General features: G+C 63.7%; 18 protein-coding genes. 4 read left to right on the top strand and 14 right to left on the bottom strand.

Annotated features, from left to right (window positions below; translation table 11 throughout):
• Positions 1–87 precede the first annotated feature (87 nt).
• Positions 88–1,062, top strand: coding sequence for a protein-methionine-sulfoxide reductase catalytic subunit MsrP (gene msrP / locus D8676_RS13455; protein ID WP_121581626.1), 975 nt, complete (start codon positions 88–90; stop codon positions 1,060–1,062).
• 292 nt (positions 1,063–1,354) lie between these two features.
• On the opposite strand, the gene D8676_RS13450 is transcribed toward msrP, so the two are convergent.
• Positions 1,355–2,254: a LysR family transcriptional regulator gene (locus tag D8676_RS13450; RefSeq protein WP_121581397.1), complete on the bottom strand. Its 900-nt coding sequence runs from the start codon at positions 2,252–2,254 to the stop codon at positions 1,355–1,357.
• A gap of 41 nt (positions 2,255–2,295) precedes the next feature.
• Positions 2,296–3,270: a thioredoxin-disulfide reductase gene (gene trxB / locus D8676_RS13445; RefSeq protein ID WP_121581396.1), complete on the bottom strand. Its 975-nt coding sequence runs from the start codon at positions 3,268–3,270 to the stop codon at positions 2,296–2,298.
• Positions 3,271–3,486: 216 nt separating this feature from the next.
• Here trxB and D8676_RS13440 point away from each other — a divergent pair, with 216 nt between their 5' ends.
• Positions 3,487–3,966 (top strand): Lrp/AsnC family transcriptional regulator, encoded by a 480-nt coding sequence (locus tag D8676_RS13440; RefSeq protein WP_121581395.1) that lies wholly within the window; start codon positions 3,487–3,489, stop codon positions 3,964–3,966.
• An 81-nt stretch (positions 3,967–4,047) separates the two neighbouring features.
• On the opposite strand, the gene D8676_RS13435 is transcribed toward D8676_RS13440, so the two are convergent.
• The 7 genes from D8676_RS13435 to greA form a co-directional block, all read right to left on the bottom strand.
• Complete coding sequence (locus D8676_RS13435; protein ID WP_121581394.1) at positions 4,048–4,788, bottom strand: hypothetical protein; 741 nt, start codon at positions 4,786–4,788, stop codon at positions 4,048–4,050.
• A gap of 188 nt (positions 4,789–4,976) precedes the next feature.
• Complete coding sequence (locus tag D8676_RS13430) at positions 4,977–5,612, bottom strand: sulfotransferase (RefSeq protein ID WP_147448193.1); 636 nt, start codon at positions 5,610–5,612, stop codon at positions 4,977–4,979.
• A 341-nt stretch (positions 5,613–5,953) separates the two neighbouring features.
• Positions 5,954–6,760 carry a glycosyltransferase family 25 protein gene (locus tag D8676_RS13425; protein ID WP_183097089.1) on the bottom strand — a complete coding sequence of 269 codons (807 nt, stop codon included), beginning with the start codon at positions 6,758–6,760 and terminating at the stop codon, positions 5,954–5,956.
• 43 nt (positions 6,761–6,803) lie between these two features.
• On the bottom strand, positions 6,804–7,712 hold the full coding sequence (locus tag D8676_RS13420; RefSeq protein WP_121581391.1) for a glycosyltransferase family 92 protein: 909 nt from the start codon (positions 7,710–7,712) through the stop codon (positions 6,804–6,806).
• Positions 7,709–8,662 carry a glycosyl transferase gene (locus D8676_RS13415; protein WP_121581390.1) on the bottom strand — a complete coding sequence of 318 codons (954 nt, stop codon included), beginning with the start codon at positions 8,660–8,662 and terminating at the stop codon, positions 7,709–7,711. Before D8676_RS13415 ends, D8676_RS13420 begins: the two co-directional genes overlap by 4 nt.
• A 189-nt stretch (positions 8,663–8,851) precedes the next feature.
• Positions 8,852–9,892 (bottom strand): glycosyltransferase family 4 protein, encoded by a 1,041-nt coding sequence (locus D8676_RS13410; protein WP_121581389.1) that lies wholly within the window; start codon positions 9,890–9,892, stop codon positions 8,852–8,854.
• An 87-nt stretch (positions 9,893–9,979) separates the two neighbouring features.
• Complete coding sequence (greA, locus tag D8676_RS13405) at positions 9,980–10,453, bottom strand: transcription elongation factor GreA (RefSeq protein ID WP_121581388.1); 474 nt, start codon at positions 10,451–10,453, stop codon at positions 9,980–9,982.
• Positions 10,454–10,760: 307 nt separating this feature from the next.
• Here greA and D8676_RS13400 point away from each other — a divergent pair, with 307 nt between their 5' ends.
• Positions 10,761–11,906 carry a PQQ-dependent sugar dehydrogenase gene (locus tag D8676_RS13400; RefSeq protein WP_121581387.1) on the top strand — a complete coding sequence of 382 codons (1,146 nt, stop codon included), beginning with the start codon at positions 10,761–10,763 and terminating at the stop codon, positions 11,904–11,906.
• 155 nt (positions 11,907–12,061) lie between these two features.
• Complete coding sequence (locus D8676_RS13395; RefSeq protein ID WP_121581386.1) at positions 12,062–12,265, top strand: CsbD family protein; 204 nt, start codon at positions 12,062–12,064, stop codon at positions 12,263–12,265.
• Positions 12,266–12,320: 55 nt separating this feature from the next.
• Here the strand turns inward: D8676_RS13395 and D8676_RS13390 are convergent, their stop codons facing one another.
• From D8676_RS13390 to D8676_RS13370, 5 genes are all read right to left on the bottom strand, one after another.
• Positions 12,321–12,890: a tetratricopeptide repeat protein gene (locus D8676_RS13390; protein WP_121581385.1), complete on the bottom strand. Its 570-nt coding sequence runs from the start codon at positions 12,888–12,890 to the stop codon at positions 12,321–12,323.
• 145 nt (positions 12,891–13,035) lie between these two features.
• Positions 13,036–13,980, bottom strand: a complete 945-nt coding sequence (rarD, locus tag D8676_RS13385) for an EamA family transporter RarD (RefSeq protein WP_245426809.1) — start codon at positions 13,978–13,980, stop codon at positions 13,036–13,038.
• 92 nt (positions 13,981–14,072) lie between these two features.
• Positions 14,073–15,689: a citramalate synthase gene (cimA, locus tag D8676_RS13380; RefSeq protein ID WP_121581383.1), complete on the bottom strand. Its 1,617-nt coding sequence runs from the start codon at positions 15,687–15,689 to the stop codon at positions 14,073–14,075.
• A complete protein-coding gene (gene pip / locus D8676_RS13375; RefSeq protein ID WP_121581382.1) occupies positions 15,686–16,642 on the bottom strand; it encodes a prolyl aminopeptidase in 957 nt (318 codons plus the stop codon). The genes cimA and pip overlap by 4 nt, the downstream gene beginning before the upstream one ends.
• Positions 16,639–17,142 carry a GFA family protein gene (locus D8676_RS13370; protein ID WP_121581381.1) on the bottom strand — a complete coding sequence of 168 codons (504 nt, stop codon included), beginning with the start codon at positions 17,140–17,142 and terminating at the stop codon, positions 16,639–16,641. The genes pip and D8676_RS13370 overlap by 4 nt, the downstream gene beginning before the upstream one ends.
• Positions 17,143–17,177: the final 35 nt, after the last annotated feature.

The raw sequence follows: 17,177 nt of genomic DNA, 5'->3' as shown, positions 1-17,177 counted from the left end.
CTGTAACGTTGTTTCCAATGGCTCGGTATGAGCCGACCGGCAATGTTGGCCGCGATGCCTGGCCACAGCCTGCAGAGGAATGTGCCGATGACCTTCTCCATACATCGCCGCCCGTCCTGGGCGATCTCCGAAAACCAGGCGACGCCCGAAGGCGTCTATCTCGACCGGCGCCGGATCCTTCAGGGTTTTGGGCTCGGCATGCTGACGGCCGCGACGCTCGCCGCATCGGCCGGGGTCGGGCGGGCGCAGGATGCCGATCCGACTGCCGACCTCTATCCCGCCAAGAAGAACGAGGCCTACAAGCTCGACCGCCCGGTCACGCCGGAAGAGATCAACGGCCACTACAACAATTTCTACGAGTTCGGCACAGCCAAGGATATCGCCGCCAACGCACAGAACCTCGTCATCCGTCCGTGGGAAATCGAAATCGGCGGATTGGTGGAAACGCCCTTCACCATCGCCTTCGACGATCTGGTGCGCAAGATTCCGCTGGAGACGCGGCTCTACCGCCACCGCTGCGTCGAGGCCTGGTCGATGACCGTTCCCTGGGCCGGCTTCCCGCTGAAATCGCTGGTGGCGCTGGCCAAGCCGCAGGCCTCGGCGAAGTTCGTACGCTTCGAGACCTTCCTCGATCCCGAGATGGCCGACGGCCAGAACGATTTCCTCTATCCCTGGCCGTATATCGAAGGCGTGACGATCGAGGAGGCTGGCCACGACCTCGCCTTCATCGTGACCGGCGCCTACGACAAGCCGGTCGCCAAGCAGCACGGCGCCCCGCTGCGGCTCCATCTGCCGTGGAAATACGGCTTCAAGTCGATCAAGTCGATCCGCAAGATCTCCTTCGTCGAGGAGCGCCCTATCGGGCTCTGGGAAGCGCTGCAGCCGTCCGAATACGGTTTCTGGGCGAATGTGAATCCCGAGGTGCCGCATCCGCGCTGGAGCCAGGCGATGGAACGCGTGCTCGACACCGGCGAACTGGTGCCGACGCAGCTTTTCAACGGCTACGCCGCCGAAGTGGCGGGGCTCTATACCGGCATGGACCCGGCGACGCTCTATATGTGACCAGCCCGCGCCTAAATCCAAGGCACGTAGGCCGCATGCCTCAAATTTGGGCAACGAACGATCAACGGCAAGAAAAGGCAACAAAAAAGCCGGATCCAAGAAGATCCGGCCAAGTTTGTTGGAGTGCCAATTAAGGCTAAACCTCCAGAGGGGAACACTCGAAGGCGCTAATGGGAGGAGAACGCGCCCTCGAGATGATGCTTATATGTGCTCTTGCTGCCCGCTAAACAAGCATGGATGTCGCAAAGCTCCCATGCAAAAAGCTGAGGTCTGTGGACCAGTTAACGCTATCCTAATAGGACCAGCTACGCGCCTTGGCGATGACGAAGTCGCGGAAGGCATGCAATTTGGCCTGATCCTTCATCGCTTCCGGGTAAGCGAAATAGGTGTCGAAGGACGGGACTTCCGTCTCGGGCAACAATTGCACGAGGCCTGAATCCTTCTCGATCAGGTAGTCCGGCAGCATGGCGATGCCGACGCCGGTCTCCACCGCGCGGCGGATCGACAGCAGATCGTTGATCTGCAGCGTGGCGATCCGCTGGCCGCTGTCGAAGTCGCCGCCCACCGTCTCCAGCCAGTTGAGCTCGCTCAGATGCGTCGGCACCGGCAGGCCGAAAGTGACGATGCGGTGGTTCTTGAGGTCGTTGATGTTTTCCGGCTTGCCATGCTTCACCAGATAGGACGGCGACGCATAGAGATGGAAATGCACGGTGAACAGCCGGCGCTGGATCAGGTCCGGCTGCTGCGGCTGGCGCAGGCGGATCGCGCAGTCGGCCTGCCGCATGGTCAGGTCGAGCTCCTCGTTGGCGAGGATGAGCTGCAGGCTGATCTCCGGATAGAGCTCGGTGAACTCGTGCAGCCGCTGCGTCAGCCAGCCGGCGCCGAGCCCGACCGTGGTCGTCACCCTGAGCACGCCGGAAGGGCGGTCCTTGGCCTCGGTCAGCCGCGTCTTGATCGCCTCGAGCTTCATCAGCACGTCGTGCGCCGTGCGGAACAGCATCTCGCCCTGCTCGGTCAGCACCAGCCCGCGCGCATGGCGGTGGAAGAGCGGCACGCCGACATCATGCTCGAGCGCGCTGACCTGACGGGAGATGGCCGACTGGGACAGGCGCAGCGTTTCTGCGGCATGGGTGAACGACCCCGCCTCCGCCGCGGCGTGAAACACGCGTAGCTTGTCCCAATCGAGACTCATCACTTCCCCTCGTCAGCCGGCTTATGCGCCGGTCTGCTCTGCTATTCCGCCGCTTCGCGATGCGCCTCTATGCCGGCGAGATATTTTTCGGCCTCAAGCGCGGCCATGCAGCCAAGTCCGGCCGCGGTCACCGCCTGCCTGTAGACGTCGTCCGTCACGTCCCCGGCGGCGAAGACACCGGGCACGTCAGTACGGGTCGAACCCGGCTCTGTCCACAGATAACCGTTCGACTTCTGCTTCAACTTTCCGACAAAAAGCTCGACCGCCGGCGCGTGGCCGATGGCGACGAACACGCCGTCGATGGGCAGCCTGGAAACCGCGCCGGTGTGGACGTTGCGCAGCACCAGCCCATTGGCGGACGGCGGCAGCGGCGCCTTGCCGGGATTGCCGGTGATCTCGTCGACGGTGGTGTCCCAGATCACCTTGATGTTCTCCTTCTGGAACAGCCGCTCCTGCAGGATGCGTTCGGCGCGGAACTCGTCGCGGCGATGGATGACGGTCACGGTCTTGGCGATGTTCGACAGATAGAGCGCTTCCTCGACCGCCGAATTGCCGCCGCCGATCACCGCGACGTCCCTGTTGCGGTAGAAGAAGCCGTCGCAGGTGGCGCAGGCCGACACGCCAAAACCCTGGTAGATACGCTCGGATGGAATGCCCAGCCACTTCGCCTGCGCGCCCGTCGCCACGACCAGCGCGTCGGCGGTATATTCCGTGCCGGAATCGCCCTTGGCGCGGAAGGGACGCACGTCGAGGTTCACCTCGGTGATGATGTCGTTGACGATCTCGGCGCCGACATGCTCGGCCTGCTTCATCATCTGCTCCATGAGCCAGGGGCCCTGGATCGGTTCGGCGAAGCCCGGATAGTTCTCGACGTCGGTGGTGATCATCAGCTGGCCGCCCTGCTGCAGGCCAGCGACAAGCACCGGCTTCAGCATGGCGCGCGCGGCATAGATCGCGGCCGTGTAGCCGGCCGGGCCGGAGCCGATGATGAGGACTGGCGCGTGCTTGACGGTCATCGAACTGCTTTCGGGAGCTGCGGAATCACCTGGGGACCGCACCAAATGTGCGGCGATCCGGGTTAATCTAGGTGCTGCGACCCTCCCCAGCAAGCAGCGGCTGCCCTTCTCCCCGGAAACTCTCCCCGAAACCCAGGGGCTGCGACAAAAGGCTGGCGGCAACGTCAAAGTGGTTTAATTACACCGGGACGAAAGATTCTTGCGCAGAAAGCCGCCATGCCGCCTAAGGCCGACCTAGACGCCATCGACTGGAAGATCCTGCGCGAGTTGCAGCGGGAGGGCCGCATCACCAATGTCGAGCTGTCCAACCGGGTCGGCATCTCGGCGCCACCCTGCCTGAGGCGCGTCAAGCGGCTGGAGGACGCCGGCATCATCAAGGGCTACCGCGCCCTGCTCAACGCCCCGGCGCTGGGGCTGGACGTGGTCGCCTTCTGCCTGATCGGGCTGCACCACCAGTCGGAGAGCGAACTCAAGGCTTTCGCCGACCGCACCCGCAACTGGCCGATCGTGCGCGCCGCCTGGATGGTGTCCGGCGAATCCGACTTCATGCTGCACTGCGTGGCGAGCGACCTCGCGACGTTCCAGGGTTTCGTGATCGAGGAACTGACATCGACGCCCAACGTCGACACGGTGCGCACCGCGCTCACCATCCGCCAGGTCAAGGACGAGGGCGTGGTGGCGATCGACGCCAAGTGACTATCGACGTCACCCAACCGACGCCACCGGGCGTCTGGCATGCTGCCCCGCCACGGAAACAGGGAATGATCGCAGTCGCGCCTAGGTAGGGGTCGTCACCCAGACAGATTGTTTGTTGACTAGGCTCTTCTTGATCCCCCGGCTGGTGCGCCACTCACGGCCGATATCGAGGATCATATAGTCCGGTCCCTCCCCCAACACCATGTTGAGATATGGGGATACGTACTCTTCCAGCGGCTTGTTGACCCCTTTGAAGAACTGTTTCTCGGGATCGAAATTCTGGTCCATCAGGGATGCACATGCCCTTGCGAATGACCCGCGAAGAAAACTCGGCGATGTCGTGAACTGCGGCGCCTTGGTCCTGAACGGTGTCGGAAGCCCCAGGAACTTCTTGCGCTTGCGCCCGGATACGAACGGCCCCTGTTCGCTGACAGGCCACCGCTTGTTGGCATGGTTGAAGCAAATCTGGGTAATACGGGGATCGTCCTGAAACCCGGCGATATCGGCCGGTGTGATCGGTCGACGCAAAAGCCAGTCGTCTTCCATATGGAAGATTACCTCGGCTTCGGATGCGGCCCAATTGCGCTTGACCGCGGCACAGAAACCGGGTTCCGCCGGCTCGCTTATCTGAGCTGTCGGGAAGAACGAGCGGATGATCTCGCGGCACCGGGCCTGGTCGTCGTCGGAACCGAAGACCGGGTCGATGTTTACGATGAAGCGATCTACCGTAAAGTTCCGGAAAAGGTTCGCGTTGAAGCTATCCAGCGTCGTCTGGATCAGGTCGGGCCGCCGGCCCGCGACCATGCACACGTCGATTTTCATTTCTGGAATCCTCGATCCCATCGGCCCGGCACGGCTGCCAGTTCGTCAGGTTTTGACGATCTTTCTCCCATCGCGCCGTTCCCGGTCAATATCGACAATGAAATTTAGTTCTTGGTGCGGCGGCGGCATGGAGGCAATGGCGGAGGTCCCAGGGGAAACACCTGGGATTCCGCGAAAAAGCATCGCAATCAGGCACTGGCCTTGGACTTTTTGTGAACCATCCAATCCGACGGGGAGATCGTGAAGTCAGGCGCCAGGAAACTCACCATCCGTTCGATGGGGTCCCGGTCGATACGGAAATGGATGAAACGAGGGTTGCCGGCGAAATGATCGAGAGCCTTGGCGGTATGCTCGGCATGCTGACGACGCCAGATGTCGAGAACCTGCTCTTTGTCGGCTCCGTGATATGCCATCGCCCGTTGAAGAAAGGTGCCGTTGGAATGCTGCACCCGCGACCGCAGCCAAGCCTCCACGTCGCGATCGTTCAAGACGAAATAGGACTGCGGAAACGCGTCATGGAAAGCGGGGAAGAAGCCGTTGCCCTCTACGAAACGGGTTTCCGATGCGGAAACCAGATCGCTGAACGCAGTCCAGGGAGACAGGTACTCGCGCAATGCCTGACGATCCGCAAGGCGCGCTTCAATACCGTCGGTGATGTTTTCTTTCCTGGGGCTCAGCCAGTGAACAGACCGGATGCCCGATCCCTTCATCAGCTGATGGAAGGAATTCGTCCCGCATCGATTGAATCCGATGAAGAATATCTTGATGTCGGGCGACCGACGCTGCCCGACCCAGTTCGAAAAATAACCTCTCAAACTCCCCAAAACTGCACTCCTGCCAGCGCCAGTCCACATCCAGCCGTTTATGGCAGGCAGTGATTGGCAGAATTTCCTACTGGATGATAGCCTCTTTCAGCCGTGCACAGGGCCTCGGCATCGGCCGCTGAATGACATGTTTTCACGCCTGCGAAAACCTTGGCCCGCTGCCAACCTGTGGCAGAAGCTCGCGCCGATCCAGCCTATCGCCTCCCGGCCATCCCATCAACTTCCGCACCGGACACCTGCCCTCGCCGGACACCTGCCCTCGCCTGACACCTTTCACTGCGGCTGTTCATTGCCGAGTGCAATGCACAGGAATTGCTCAGCCGGAAAGCGAAAAGAACCGACTATGCTGACCACGGGGCCCGGATCGGCCGCCCCTTTGACCGGAGCGCGCTGCTCCAGAGAGAGAGCCGAAGCCGTACACGCAGGAATCGCTGCCTGACCCAGCTGACAGGGTCCCGTTTCCGGACCATCTGCGACCGCCCCTCCTCGAGAGTGCTGGGAACGTCCTTCTTCGGCCACTTGTTGGTAATTGCCCAAGGCGAAACGTGAAGCACGCTGCAGCCATGCAGACCGGGCGCCGAAAGATAGTCGTCATAGGGAGCCAGGATGCGCCCCGCCCTGTCCAGTAGCGCCCGTGCCGCATCCTTCGAGACAATATAGGCAGTTGCGTTCGATGCCGGCTCGAAGGAACGGACAATGCGAAAAGCACCTGCCTGCTTCACGAAGAGCGCAAGCCGGGATCCGGAACGAGACGTGCCCGAAACCTTCAGGATCGTTTCTCCCTGGCAGACATCCCCGACCACAGAAACGACAGGCGGCAGATCGCCGATGATCCGGGCATCGTCTTCGAGGATCATCGCATGGCTATGGTCGGAAGCAAGAAACTCTCTCAGCGCCTTCAGGTGGCTGCAAAAACACGCCTCCTCGGCAAAAGACACCAGCCGCAGACGTGTTATCGACCATCCAGCACCGTCCGGATGCGCGGCGGTCAAACCCCGGTACGCCAAAGTAGCGTCGCGGTCGCGTCCATCGATCGCGGCAACGCGATGAAGCGGCCAGGGCTGCTCGGAGAATTGCGAGACGACGCGCTCCCAGCGGTCCGGCGACCGGTCGAGATTGATAGCAAATATTCCGAGGTTGACGTCCACGCTACGCCCTGCGTTTTTCTTCTCGAATGGGATGGCGCTTCGCTTAGAAGCTGATCTTGTTCTCATCCAGAAAATTCATCATCGCGCGATCCTCGAACTGATCCTTCTCGATATTCTCGAGCGCGATCGTAAGTCTCGTCTTGCGCTTCTCCCAAACTGTCGGAGAAACCCCGCCCCGCTCGATCTTCCTCCGGAATTCCTCTTCGGATCGCGTGTAGTAGTGATTGAGCTGAAGATGGCGCGACGAATAGAAGTCGGGCGACTTGCGCTTGTCGAGCGGAACCACTTTCCCGTCGTCGTTGGCCGTCTTGTCGCCGAACTCCTTCGTACTGAAATGGTGGACGCTGACCTCCGACACCGCACACGGATCGACGATGCATTTGAAGTTCATCACGTTCTTCATGCGGCTCATCGGGTCCCTCGCCCGCAGCGTGTAGTTGCGCGTGACGGGTCCGGCGGGGCGCGTCTTGTGCCCGTTCGTTCCGAACATGTGCCACGGCAGCGAAATGTTCGGAAAGCCCTTGGCTCCGGACAGCGCTTCTTCGATGGTGCGCCCCGATTTCGGCAGGATGAATTCATCTGCGTCTATGAAAGCCATCCAGCGGAAGTCGCCGCCGAAATTAAGGATCGCATGGGCGAATGCGAGCGTCTGGCGGTTGAGCGGCAGCCCCACACTGACGTCGCGCATCGCGAACCGCCAGGGCAGAGTGGTCAGTTCCGTTTGGGGCAACAGGTCGCGCAACACCTGCAGTGTGCGGTCGGTCGATCCGTCGTCGTAGACGAAGAAATGACGCACACCCACCGCCCTGTGGAAGGAAACCCACTCGGCGATGTAGTGTTCCTCGTCGCGCAGGACCGTGGCGATCGCCACGCCATGCCGATCCGCCGCGGCCGGGGGCGCTTCGATCTCCAAGCGTTTGGTGAAGGGAGCCTTCCTGTTGAATAGTCTCATGGGGTCCGATCGCCGTCTTTTTCCAGTCTCGGCACATAGGCGATGCCGAGTTCGGCAAGCCGCGAGACCGGTGAATAGTTTTCAAGCACGATGCCGCGCCGGCCGCACTCATCCCTGATCATGCCGAAAGCGGCAAGTATTCTTTCGCTGGCCACGTCAATCCGCGACATCGCCTTGTCGCCGTCGGTCTCGTAGAAGCGGGGATCGGCCGTATTGGCCAGATCGATGCCGGCAAGGCCGATCCGCGAGGGCGTGAGCGCGAGCGCGAGTTGGGCGGCGGTGCCGGCCACCGAACCGGCCGGCGCCAGGCCCGATTCCGGGGAGAGCGATATCGCGGTGTTCCCATCGTCGGACCAGCGCAGGAAAGACAGGCTCTTCAAGCCGGCACTGTCGGGCCTCCTCCTGCCATAGGGCCTGTGCAGGAAATCGAGATGGTGGACGCTTTGCGACGCCAGCCACTCCGGCGCCGTCTCGCACATCACCCGGATCACGCTCGTCGAGAAATAGCAGTGCGTCCCCGCGGCCACCCTTGCAACGACGGTGCGCCAATGCCGCCACACGAAGCGCTCATCCTCGATGACCACGCCGAGCGGCCTCGGTCCCCGCGGGCTGGCAAGGTGGATCGCGCCGTTGAGCAGGAGGGCGGATCCGATCGGAATACGCTCCCTGACCTGCGTCGCCAGCGACGGCCCCGATCCGACGATGACGATCTCGTCGCCGCCGTCCGCCGAGACAGGATGCGGCAGCAGCGGGGCGACGAACCTGCCTCGGAAATGGATCGCGCCGTCGCCGCTCGCCGACGGCAATGTCAGGGCAAGGCCCGGCTGCCATTCTTCCGCATGGCTTTTGGCCCGCCCGTAGCGCAGCAGGCAGTAGAGCCGCACGAGATAGCGGCCCGCGGGCCGGTTAAGCCGGGTGCCGGATATGGATTTCTCGCCCTCGGCCGCCATTCCCCGCCCTAATGATCGCGTCCGGTATGGATTCGCCTCATTCCGAAAACCCTGCCAGAAGAACAACCGCCTTGGCGGCCCGCCGGCTTCACAAGCAACGGCTCCGACGACTACCCCAGGACGACCTGCCACCCCAGGATACTTATATCGCAAGTGACGGGACCGTCGAGGGCACCGGCTATCGCACCGTCATCGGCCCGACCACAGCCTGTCGTAGACCCTGGCAATGCCTTCGGCTTCGCGGGCGAGCGGAAAGCGCCGCCGCACATGCGCCAGCGCTTGCCGGCCATGGGTCTCGGCCAGCGAGGGATCGACAAGGTAGGCCTCGATCGCCGCCGTCAGCGCAGCGCCGTCGCCGGCCGGAACGACCGCGCCCGTCTCGCCGGGCACCACCATTTCGGCATAGGCGCCGGCATCGCTCGCCACGACAGCCGTGCACGAGGCCATGGCTTCCAGCGGCGTCAGCCCGAACCCCTCGTTGCGCGACGGTGCCACGTAGAGCGCCATGCGGCGGAACCAGACCTTCACGTCATCGACCTCGCCGAGGAAGACGATGCGATCGGCCAGGCCCGCCGCCCGCACGCGCTCCTCGAGCGCTTGAGCAAAGGCGCGGTTCTCCGGCGTCACGCGTCCGGTGATCACCGCCGTCCAGTCCGGAAACCGCGGCAGCAACTCGATCATGGCGTCGACGAAAAGGTCCGTCCCCTTCTGCTCGCGGATGCGCCCGAAGCAGCCGACGGCGAAGCGGCCGGCCAGCCCCGCGGCGGCGAAGTCGTCATCGGGCGCGGTCGGCGGATGGAAAAGGTCGAGGTCGACGCCATGCATCACCACCTCGTGCGGGACTTCAAGGAAGGAGCCCGAACGCGCGCTGGTGGCGATCACCGCCTCCATCCTGCCGATCAGCCATTTGGTGAAGGGCCGGTGGTTGCGCTGGGCGGCCGAGGTGAAGAGCAGGTGGAGAGGCGCGCGAAAGACCCTTTTCAGCAGGAGCCCGGCCACCATCTCGGTGTTGCGCCGCGCGTGCCAGATGCGCTTGCGCCCGGACTTTGGGCGGCGCAGCAGGCTCGGAAGCTGCCACCACCGCATCCTCGGAAGGCTGTCGGGCAGGCCCGGTCCGAGCGTCGCTATGCCGATGGTGCGCGCCTGCACCGGCACGAGCTGGATGATCGTGCTCGTCACGCCCGAAAGCCTGAACTTCAGGTTGGGCGCGACGACCTCGATTGCGGACATGGCCGGCGCGCCGGCACGCGACGCTTTCCGGTCAGAACCACCCGACATTGAAGCCAACAGCCCGCTCCCCGGCCGACTCTGGCCGGTCTAGATGTACTGAACCTTGAGAACCTCGTAGCCGCGCGCGCCGCCGGGCGCGTTGACCTCGATGGCGTCGCCGACTTCCTTGCCGATCAGCGCCCGCGCGATCGGTGAGGAGATCGAGATGCGGCCGGATTTCACGTCGGCCTCCTGGTCGCCGACGATCTGATAGGTCTTCTTCTCCTCGGTGTCCTCGTCGATGAGAACGACGGTCGCGCCGAACTTGACCTTGTCGCCCGACAGCTTCGAGACGTCGATCACCTCGGCGCGCGCGACGAGATCCTCGAGCTCGTTGATGCGGCCCTCGTTGAGGCTCTGCGCTTCCTTGGCCGAGTGATATTCGGCGTTCTCCGACAGGTCGCCATGCGAGCGCGCCTCCGAGATCGCCTCGATGATGCGCGGCCGCTCCTCCTGCTGGCGCCAGCGCAGCTCTTCCTTGAGCGTGTCGAAGCCTGCGGCGGTCATCGGGACCTTGTTCATCTCAATCCGACCTTTCTGCCGCTTGCGGTTCACCTGTTTGGGCAAGCGGGGCATAAAAATAAAAGCGGCCCGGCAGCATCGGCTAACGGAACCACTTCACTCAAACGCTTAGACTATAGTCATATTACACGGCTTTTCACTTAAAAAAGCGAAGCCGGACGCCGGCCGCGACGGTTTTGCGCAGAATCCGTGCATTTTCCGCGATCGGATGCGCCGAAAGGCCTCAGTCAACCGATCGTGAAAGCAATTGACCGCATTCGCCGCGTGGAAAGGTTGCCCTCCACGCTCCACGCCTTAGGTCAGATTCATGAACAGAATCATCGCATTCTCCGCTTCGCTGTCGTTGGCGGGCGGCTTTTTGTTCACAACGGCGCATGCGGAGCTGTTCCGGACCGACGAGGTGCCGATAGAGGCCGAAATCATCGCCGAAGGGCTGAGAAACCCCTGGGGGCTCGATTTCCTGCCGAACGGCGAAGCGATCGTCACCGAGCGCCCCGGCAGGATGCGCATCCTGTCGGCCGACGGTCCCTCCGATCCGATCGAGGGTGTGCCGGAGGTCGCGGCGCGCGGCCAGGGCGGGCTGCTCGACGTCGTCGCGGCGCCGGACTTCGAGACCTCGAACCTCATCTTCTTCAGTTTCTCCGAACCCGGACGGGGCGGTGCGGGCACCGCCGTCGCGCGCGCAAGGCTCGTGCGCGACGGCGGTGAGTCCGGGGCCGCACAACTGGAGGACGTCGAGGTCATCTTCTCGATGGCGAAGAAAACCAATGTCACCCGCCATTTCGGCTCGCGGCTGGTCTTCGCGCCTGACGGCACGCTGTTCGTGACCACCGGCGACCGCGGCGAGCGGGACCGCGCACAGGACATGCAGGACCATGCCGGCGCCATCATCCGCATCAACACGGACGGGTCGATCCCGGCCGACAATCCCTCCCCCGACGGCGCCAGGCAGCTGCCGGAAATCTGGTCCAAAGGCCATCGCAACGCACAGGGCGTGGCCTGGGACTCCGTGCTCGGCGGACTCCTCACCGCCGAGCACGGAGACGCCGGCGGCGACGAGATCAATCATCCCGAAGCCGGCAGGAACTACGGCTGGCCCGTCATCAGCTATGGCGTCACCTATGGCGGCAAGAAGATCGGAGTGGGCACCGAGGCGCCGGGATACGAGCAGCCGCTCTTCTACTGGGACCCGTCGATCGCACCGTCGGGCCTAGCCGTCTACCAGGGCGAGATGTTCCCGGAATGGAAGGACGACCTCATTGTCGGCTCGCTGAAATTCGCCCTCGTCTCGCGGCTCGACCGGGACGGGAGCGGCAAGATCCTCGGCGAGGAGCGGATGTTCGAGGGCGGTTTCGGCCGCATCCGCGACATCAACGTGGCGCCGGACGGGTCGATCTGGCTGCTTACCGACGAGCGCGACGGACAGATTATCCGGCTGAGCCGCGCCGACTGACTTTCGACCGCCGCTCCGCCGCTCCCAGGGCGGAACCTTTCAGGCGGACCGACATTTCCTCTCCAGTCACCGCTCAGGTGATGCCGGGCTCCCGCCCGCATGAAGCCCGCCGCCCAAGCGGCGGGCTTTCATTTCGAAGACAAGGAGAAACAACAATGGATTGGAACCGCGTCGAAGGGAACTGGAAGCAGCTCAAGGGCAAGGTCAAGGAGCAGTGGGGCAAGCTCACGGACGACGATCTCGACCAGATCGCCGGCAAGCGCGATCAGCTCGAAGGCAAGATCCAGGAGCGCTACGGTATCGAGAAGGACCGCGTCCGCCGCGACATCGACGACTGGTACGGCCGGCAGGGCTGGTAAGTAACGAAGCGGGGCTGCCAGGCAGCCCCGCTTCATCCGTCATCGAGAGCCCAGCTCAGCTCTTGAGATAGTCGTCTATCTGCTTCGCCAGCAGCGCGTATTCCTCGCAACCCTTGCCGCACCGTTTCTCGATCTCGGTCAACTGCTCGCGCGCCGCGTCGACATTGCCCTGCTGCAGATAGGCCTCGCCCATATATTCGCGCACCAGCGTGTAGTCGGGATTCTGCCGCAGCGCCTCCTGGTAGTAGCCGAGGCCGACCGTGACGCGGCCAGCCTTGCGATGCGAATAGCCGAGATAGTTCAGGATGCGCGGGTCGGTCTTGTCGGCGGCAAGGCTGAGGATGGTGATCGCCTCGCCATAGCGGCCCTGCTCGGCAAGGTAGCGGCCGGCTGCATAGAGGCTGTCGTCATCGACGGCGCCACGCTGCGCGTTGACGCATTTCTTGGTCTTCTTGTTCCAGACCTTGCCTTTCATGCATTGGTTCTGGCCGCCACCGCCGCCGCCTCCACCGCCGCCGGTTCCCCCACCGTCTCCGCCTCCACCGCCTGCGGTAAAGGCCGGTGCTGCAAGCAGCGGCATGACGAGAAATGCTGAAGCTGCCAGTTTCATGATACGGGTCTGCATGGCTTGACCTCCTGGAGAGCCCATCCTGAGGTTAACGTACCGGCATGACGATTTCATCCACGTGCCGCCTGCGGCCGTGAATGCAACTCACGGGTAACTGTCGATTGCCGCTGCTTGCCGGTTCGCCGAGCGCCCGGCCCCGACATCAGTTGATCGGCGGCGGCCTGCTTTGCGCGCGGCGGGAGAACATCGACCATGAATAGAGGGCGAGCGCTGCCCAGATCAGGGCAAAGGCGATCATCCTCGAAGCACCCAGCGGCTCGCGGAAAACAAAGACCGCGATCAGGAACACGATGGTCGGCGAGATGTACTGCATGATACCGATCGTGGAGTAGCGCAGCAGCTTGGCGCCGAAGCCGAAGAGTATCAGCGGTACGGCGGTCGCAGGCCCGCAGAGCACGAGAAGCACCATGTTTTCGGGCTGCGACGGCACGAAATGCCCCTCGCCTCCCACAGAAAGCCAGACGAGATAGGCGAGCGAGGGAACGGTCAGAAGCAGCACCTCGAGGAAAAAACCCTGGCTCGGGCCGATCGGCAGCGTCTTGCGCAGAAAGCCGTAAACCGCAAACGTGCTCGCCAGAGCCAGCGAAACCCATGGCAAGCCGCCGGCCTCGACGGTCAGCACACCGACGGCGACGATGGCGAGACCCACTGCAGCAACCTGGACGGGCGAGAGCTTCTCGCCAAGAAGCGCCGCACCCATTGCGATCGACATCAGCGGGTTGATGTAATAGCCGAGCGCGGCCTCGACCGTGCGGTCCACGGCGATCGCCCAGACATAGATGCCCCAGTTGACCGTGATCAGCGAGGCTGTCAGCGCAGCCAGCGCCAGCGTGCGCGGCGAGCGCAACGCCGCCTTTATGTCCGACGTGCGTCCGAGCGCCAGCAGCACCGCGCCCGCGATCGGCACCGACCAGATGATGCGGTGCGCGACCACTTCGACCGCCGGAATATGGTCGACCAGTTTCAGGAAAAGCGGCATCACGCCCCACAGCCCGTAAGCCGACAGGGCAAACAGGAGACCGCGCGAGGCGGAGTTGTCGGGTGTCTCCGGCTTTGTCGCTGCGGAGGCGGCTGACTCGGCGCTCATCGCGCCGATATGATGCGCCCGCCGCCAGAAGACCATTTCAAACTTCTGATGGATCAAGCAGTTCCGGCTGATGGATCAACCGGCTCGCCGCCTTATTCCGCCGCCACCAGCCCCGCCATCTCGCGGTTTTTCATCAGCTTGTAGATGATGGAATCCATCAGCGCCTGGAACGAGGCGTCGATGATGTTGTCCGACACGCCGACCGTCCACCAGCGGGTTCCCGAGCCGTCGCGCGACTCGATCAGAACGCGGGTGATCGCCTCGGTGCCGCCGTTCAGGATGCGCACCTTGAAGTCGGCCAGTTCGAGATCCTCGATCTCGCGCTGGAACTTGCCGAGATCCTTGCGCAGCGCGATGTCGAGCGCATTGACCGGGCCGTGACCCTCGGCGACCGACATCTTTTCCTCGCCGTCTATCTCGACCTTCACGATCGCCTCGGACACCGTCCTCAGATTGCCGATCGCGTCGAAGCGGCGCTCGACCATGCAGCGGAAGGAGGTGACGCTGAAGAAGTCCGGCACCGTGTGCAGGGTGCGGCGCGCCAGCAGCTCGAAGCTCGCATCGGCGCCCTCATAGGCATAGCCCTGAGCCTCGCGGTCCTTGACGATCGAGATCAGCGTGTCGAGCCTGCTGCCGTCAGCCGGCACGTCGATGCCGCGCCGCTTCAGCTCGGTGACGAAATTCGCCTTGCCGCCCTGGTCCGACACCATCACGCGACGGCGGTTGCCGACCGTATCCGGCGGCACGTGCTCGTAGGTCTGCGGCTCCTTGGCGAGCGCCGAGGCGTGGATGCCGGCCTTGGTGGCGAAGGCCGACTGGCCGACATAGGGCGCCTGCACTTCCGGCGCGCGGTTCAGAAGCTCGTCGAAATTGCGCGACAGCCGGGATATGCCGGTCAGCGCCTCCGGTGTGATGCCGGTCTCGAACTTGTCCGCGAAGGCGGGCTTCAGCACCAGCGTCGGGATGATCGTGACGAGGTTGGCGTTGCCGCAGCGCTCGCCGATGCCGTTCAGCGTGCCCTGGATCTGCCGCACGCCGGCCTCTACCGCGGCCAGCGAATTGGCGACCGCCTGCCCCGTGTCGTCATGCGCGTGGATGCCAAGGTTTTCGCCGGGAATGCCGGAGGCGATCGCCTTCTCCACGATCGCGCGCACTTCCGACGGCTGCGTGCCGCCATTGGTGTCGCAGAGCACCACCCAGCGCGCGCCGGCCTCGTATGCCGTTTTCGCGCAGGCCATCGCATAGTCCGGGTTGGCCTTGTAGCCGTCGAAGAAATGCTCGCAATCGACCATCGCCTCCTTGCCGGCGGCGCGCGCCGCCTCGACCGAGGCGCGGATCGACTCGAGGTTCTCTTCATTGGTGCAGCCGAGCGCCACGCGCACGTGATAGTCCCAGCTCTTCGCCACGAAACACACGGCGTCCGACTTCGCCTGCAGCAACGACGCGACGCCGGGATCGTTGGAAGCCGAGACGCCGGCCCGCTTGGTCATGCCGAAGGCGACGAATTTCGCGGCCAAGGTGCGCTTCTGCGCAAAAAAGGCGGTGTCGGTCGGGTTGGCGCCCGGATAGCCGCCCTCGACATAGTCGAGCCCGAACTCGTCCAGCATCCCGGCGATGGCGATCTTGTCCTCGACCGAAAAGTCGATGCCCGGCGTCTGCTGGCCGTCGCGCAGGGTGGTGTCGAAGAGGTAGAGGCGCTCGCGTTTCATCGTTTCCCCGCAAACCGGTCGGTTGCCCGGATCAACTGGTCGAGGATGCCGGGCTCGGTGAAGGCGTGCCCGGCGCCCTCGATGAGATGGAACTCGGCGTCCGGCCAGGCCTTGTGCAGCGCCCATGCATATTTGGCCGGGCACGGCATGTCGTAGCGGCCGTGAACGATGACGCCGGGAATGCCTTTCAGCTTGTGGGCATCGCGGATCAACTGCCCCTCCTCCAGCCAGCCGGCATTGACGAAGAAGTGGTTCTCGATGCGCGCGAAGGCGAGCGCATAGTCGTCCTCGCCGAACTTGCCGGAAGTCTCGGGGTCGGGCAGCAGCGTGATCGTCTCGCCTTCCCACAGGCTCCAGGCGCGCGCCGCTTCGACCTGCGCCTTGCGGTCGTCGCCGGTCAGCCGCTTGCGATAGGCGGCCATCATGTCGCCGCGCTCGGCTTCGGGGATGGGCGCCGTGAAGCGCTCCCACTTATCCGGGAACATCTCGGACACGCCGAACTGATAGTACCATTCGAGTTCGGCCCTGGTCAGCGTGTAGATGCCGCGCACGACGAGTTCGCTGACGCGCTGCGGATGGGTCTCGGCATAGGCCAGCGCCAGCGTCGAACCCCAGGAGCCGCCGAAGACCAGCCATTTGTCGAAGCCGGCCATCTCCCTGAGACGCTCGATGTCGGCGACCAGATGCCAGGTGGTGTTCGCCTCAAGGCTGGCGTTGGGCGTCGACTTTCCGCAGCCGCGCTGGTCGAACAGGATGACGTCGTAAAGATCAGGATCGAACTGGCGGCGCTGCTTCGGCGAAATGCCGCCGCCCGGCCCGCCATGCAGGAACACCGCCGGCTTGGCCCCTTTCGTGCCGACGCGCTCCCAATAGATCGTATGGCCGTCGCCGACCTCGAGCATGCCGGTCTCGAACGGCTCGATCTCGGGATAGAGGCTTCTCAGTTCGGTCATGGCTTTCCTTCGGGCCGCGCGGCAGGCGGCCATTCCTCTGTGTCGTGGTCGGGATGCTGATAGGAGACGAGATCGGCCAGGAACGGCGCATCGTCGATGTCGGCCATGGTGTCCTCGCCGGGCAGGCCGGGGATCGCGTCGACATAGGGCAGCTTCGCCTCGGTGCCCCACTGGATGACAGGCGCGATGCCGGAGGGATCGTCGAAAGCGCCGATCGCCAGCGCCACGCCGTCTGGCGCCTCGTAGGTCAGCGGCGTGCCGCATTCGGCGCAGAAGCCGCGATGGGCGTGGCTGGACGAGCGGAACCGTTTCGGCTCGCCGCGCGTCCAGGTCAGCTTCGCCTCGCGCACAGAGACCAGCGGCAGGTAGAAATTGCCCGATGCCTTCTGGCACATGCGGCAGTGGCACACCGAGGCGTCGCCGAGCGCGCCCTCGACGCGGAAGCGCACCGCGCCGCACTGGCATCCGCCCGAATATTGCGGCCTGTTGTCGAGGCTCATGGCAGCCTCCTGTTCCCGAACTGATTCATGCGGCG

The organism is Mesorhizobium sp. YM1C-6-2 (assembly GCF_003666685.1).
GTDB lineage: Bacteria > Pseudomonadota > Alphaproteobacteria > Rhizobiales > Rhizobiaceae > Mesorhizobium_K.
Note: the sequence above shows the minus strand (reverse complement) of the source record. Positions and strands in the feature narration are given on the sequence as shown.

Coding starts and splice junctions, on each gene's coding strand:
- pip (WP_121581382.1), bottom strand. CDS start 16,642: ATGACCGAACTGAGAAGCCTCTATCCCGAGATCGAGCCGTTCGAGACC.
- D8676_RS13435 (WP_121581394.1), bottom strand. CDS start 4,788: ATGAAAATCGACGTGTGCATGGTCGCGGGCCGGCGGCCCGACCTGATC.
- D8676_RS13450 (WP_121581397.1), bottom strand. CDS start 2,254: ATGAGTCTCGATTGGGACAAGCTACGCGTGTTTCACGCCGCGGCGGAG.
- msrP (WP_121581626.1), top strand. CDS start 88: ATGACCTTCTCCATACATCGCCGCCCGTCCTGGGCGATCTCCGAAAAC.
- D8676_RS13415 (WP_121581390.1), bottom strand. CDS start 8,662: ATGGCGGCCGAGGGCGAGAAATCCATATCCGGCACCCGGCTTAACCGG.
- D8676_RS13410 (WP_121581389.1), bottom strand. CDS start 9,892: ATGTCCGCAATCGAGGTCGTCGCGCCCAACCTGAAGTTCAGGCTTTCG.
- D8676_RS13390 (WP_121581385.1), bottom strand. CDS start 12,890: ATGCAGACCCGTATCATGAAACTGGCAGCTTCAGCATTTCTCGTCATG.
- cimA (WP_121581383.1), bottom strand. CDS start 15,689: ATGAAACGCGAGCGCCTCTACCTCTTCGACACCACCCTGCGCGACGGC.
- rarD (WP_245426809.1), bottom strand. CDS start 13,980: ATGAGCGCCGAGTCAGCCGCCTCCGCAGCGACAAAGCCGGAGACACCC.
- D8676_RS13440 (WP_121581395.1), top strand. CDS start 3,487: ATGCCGCCTAAGGCCGACCTAGACGCCATCGACTGGAAGATCCTGCGC.
- D8676_RS13400 (WP_121581387.1), top strand. CDS start 10,761: ATGAACAGAATCATCGCATTCTCCGCTTCGCTGTCGTTGGCGGGCGGC.
- trxB (WP_121581396.1), bottom strand. CDS start 3,270: ATGACCGTCAAGCACGCGCCAGTCCTCATCATCGGCTCCGGCCCGGCC.
- D8676_RS13395 (WP_121581386.1), top strand. CDS start 12,062: ATGGATTGGAACCGCGTCGAAGGGAACTGGAAGCAGCTCAAGGGCAAG.
- D8676_RS13420 (WP_121581391.1), bottom strand. CDS start 7,712: ATGAGACTATTCAACAGGAAGGCTCCCTTCACCAAACGCTTGGAGATC.
- greA (WP_121581388.1), bottom strand. CDS start 10,453: ATGAACAAGGTCCCGATGACCGCCGCAGGCTTCGACACGCTCAAGGAA.
- D8676_RS13370 (WP_121581381.1), bottom strand. CDS start 17,142: ATGAGCCTCGACAACAGGCCGCAATATTCGGGCGGATGCCAGTGCGGC.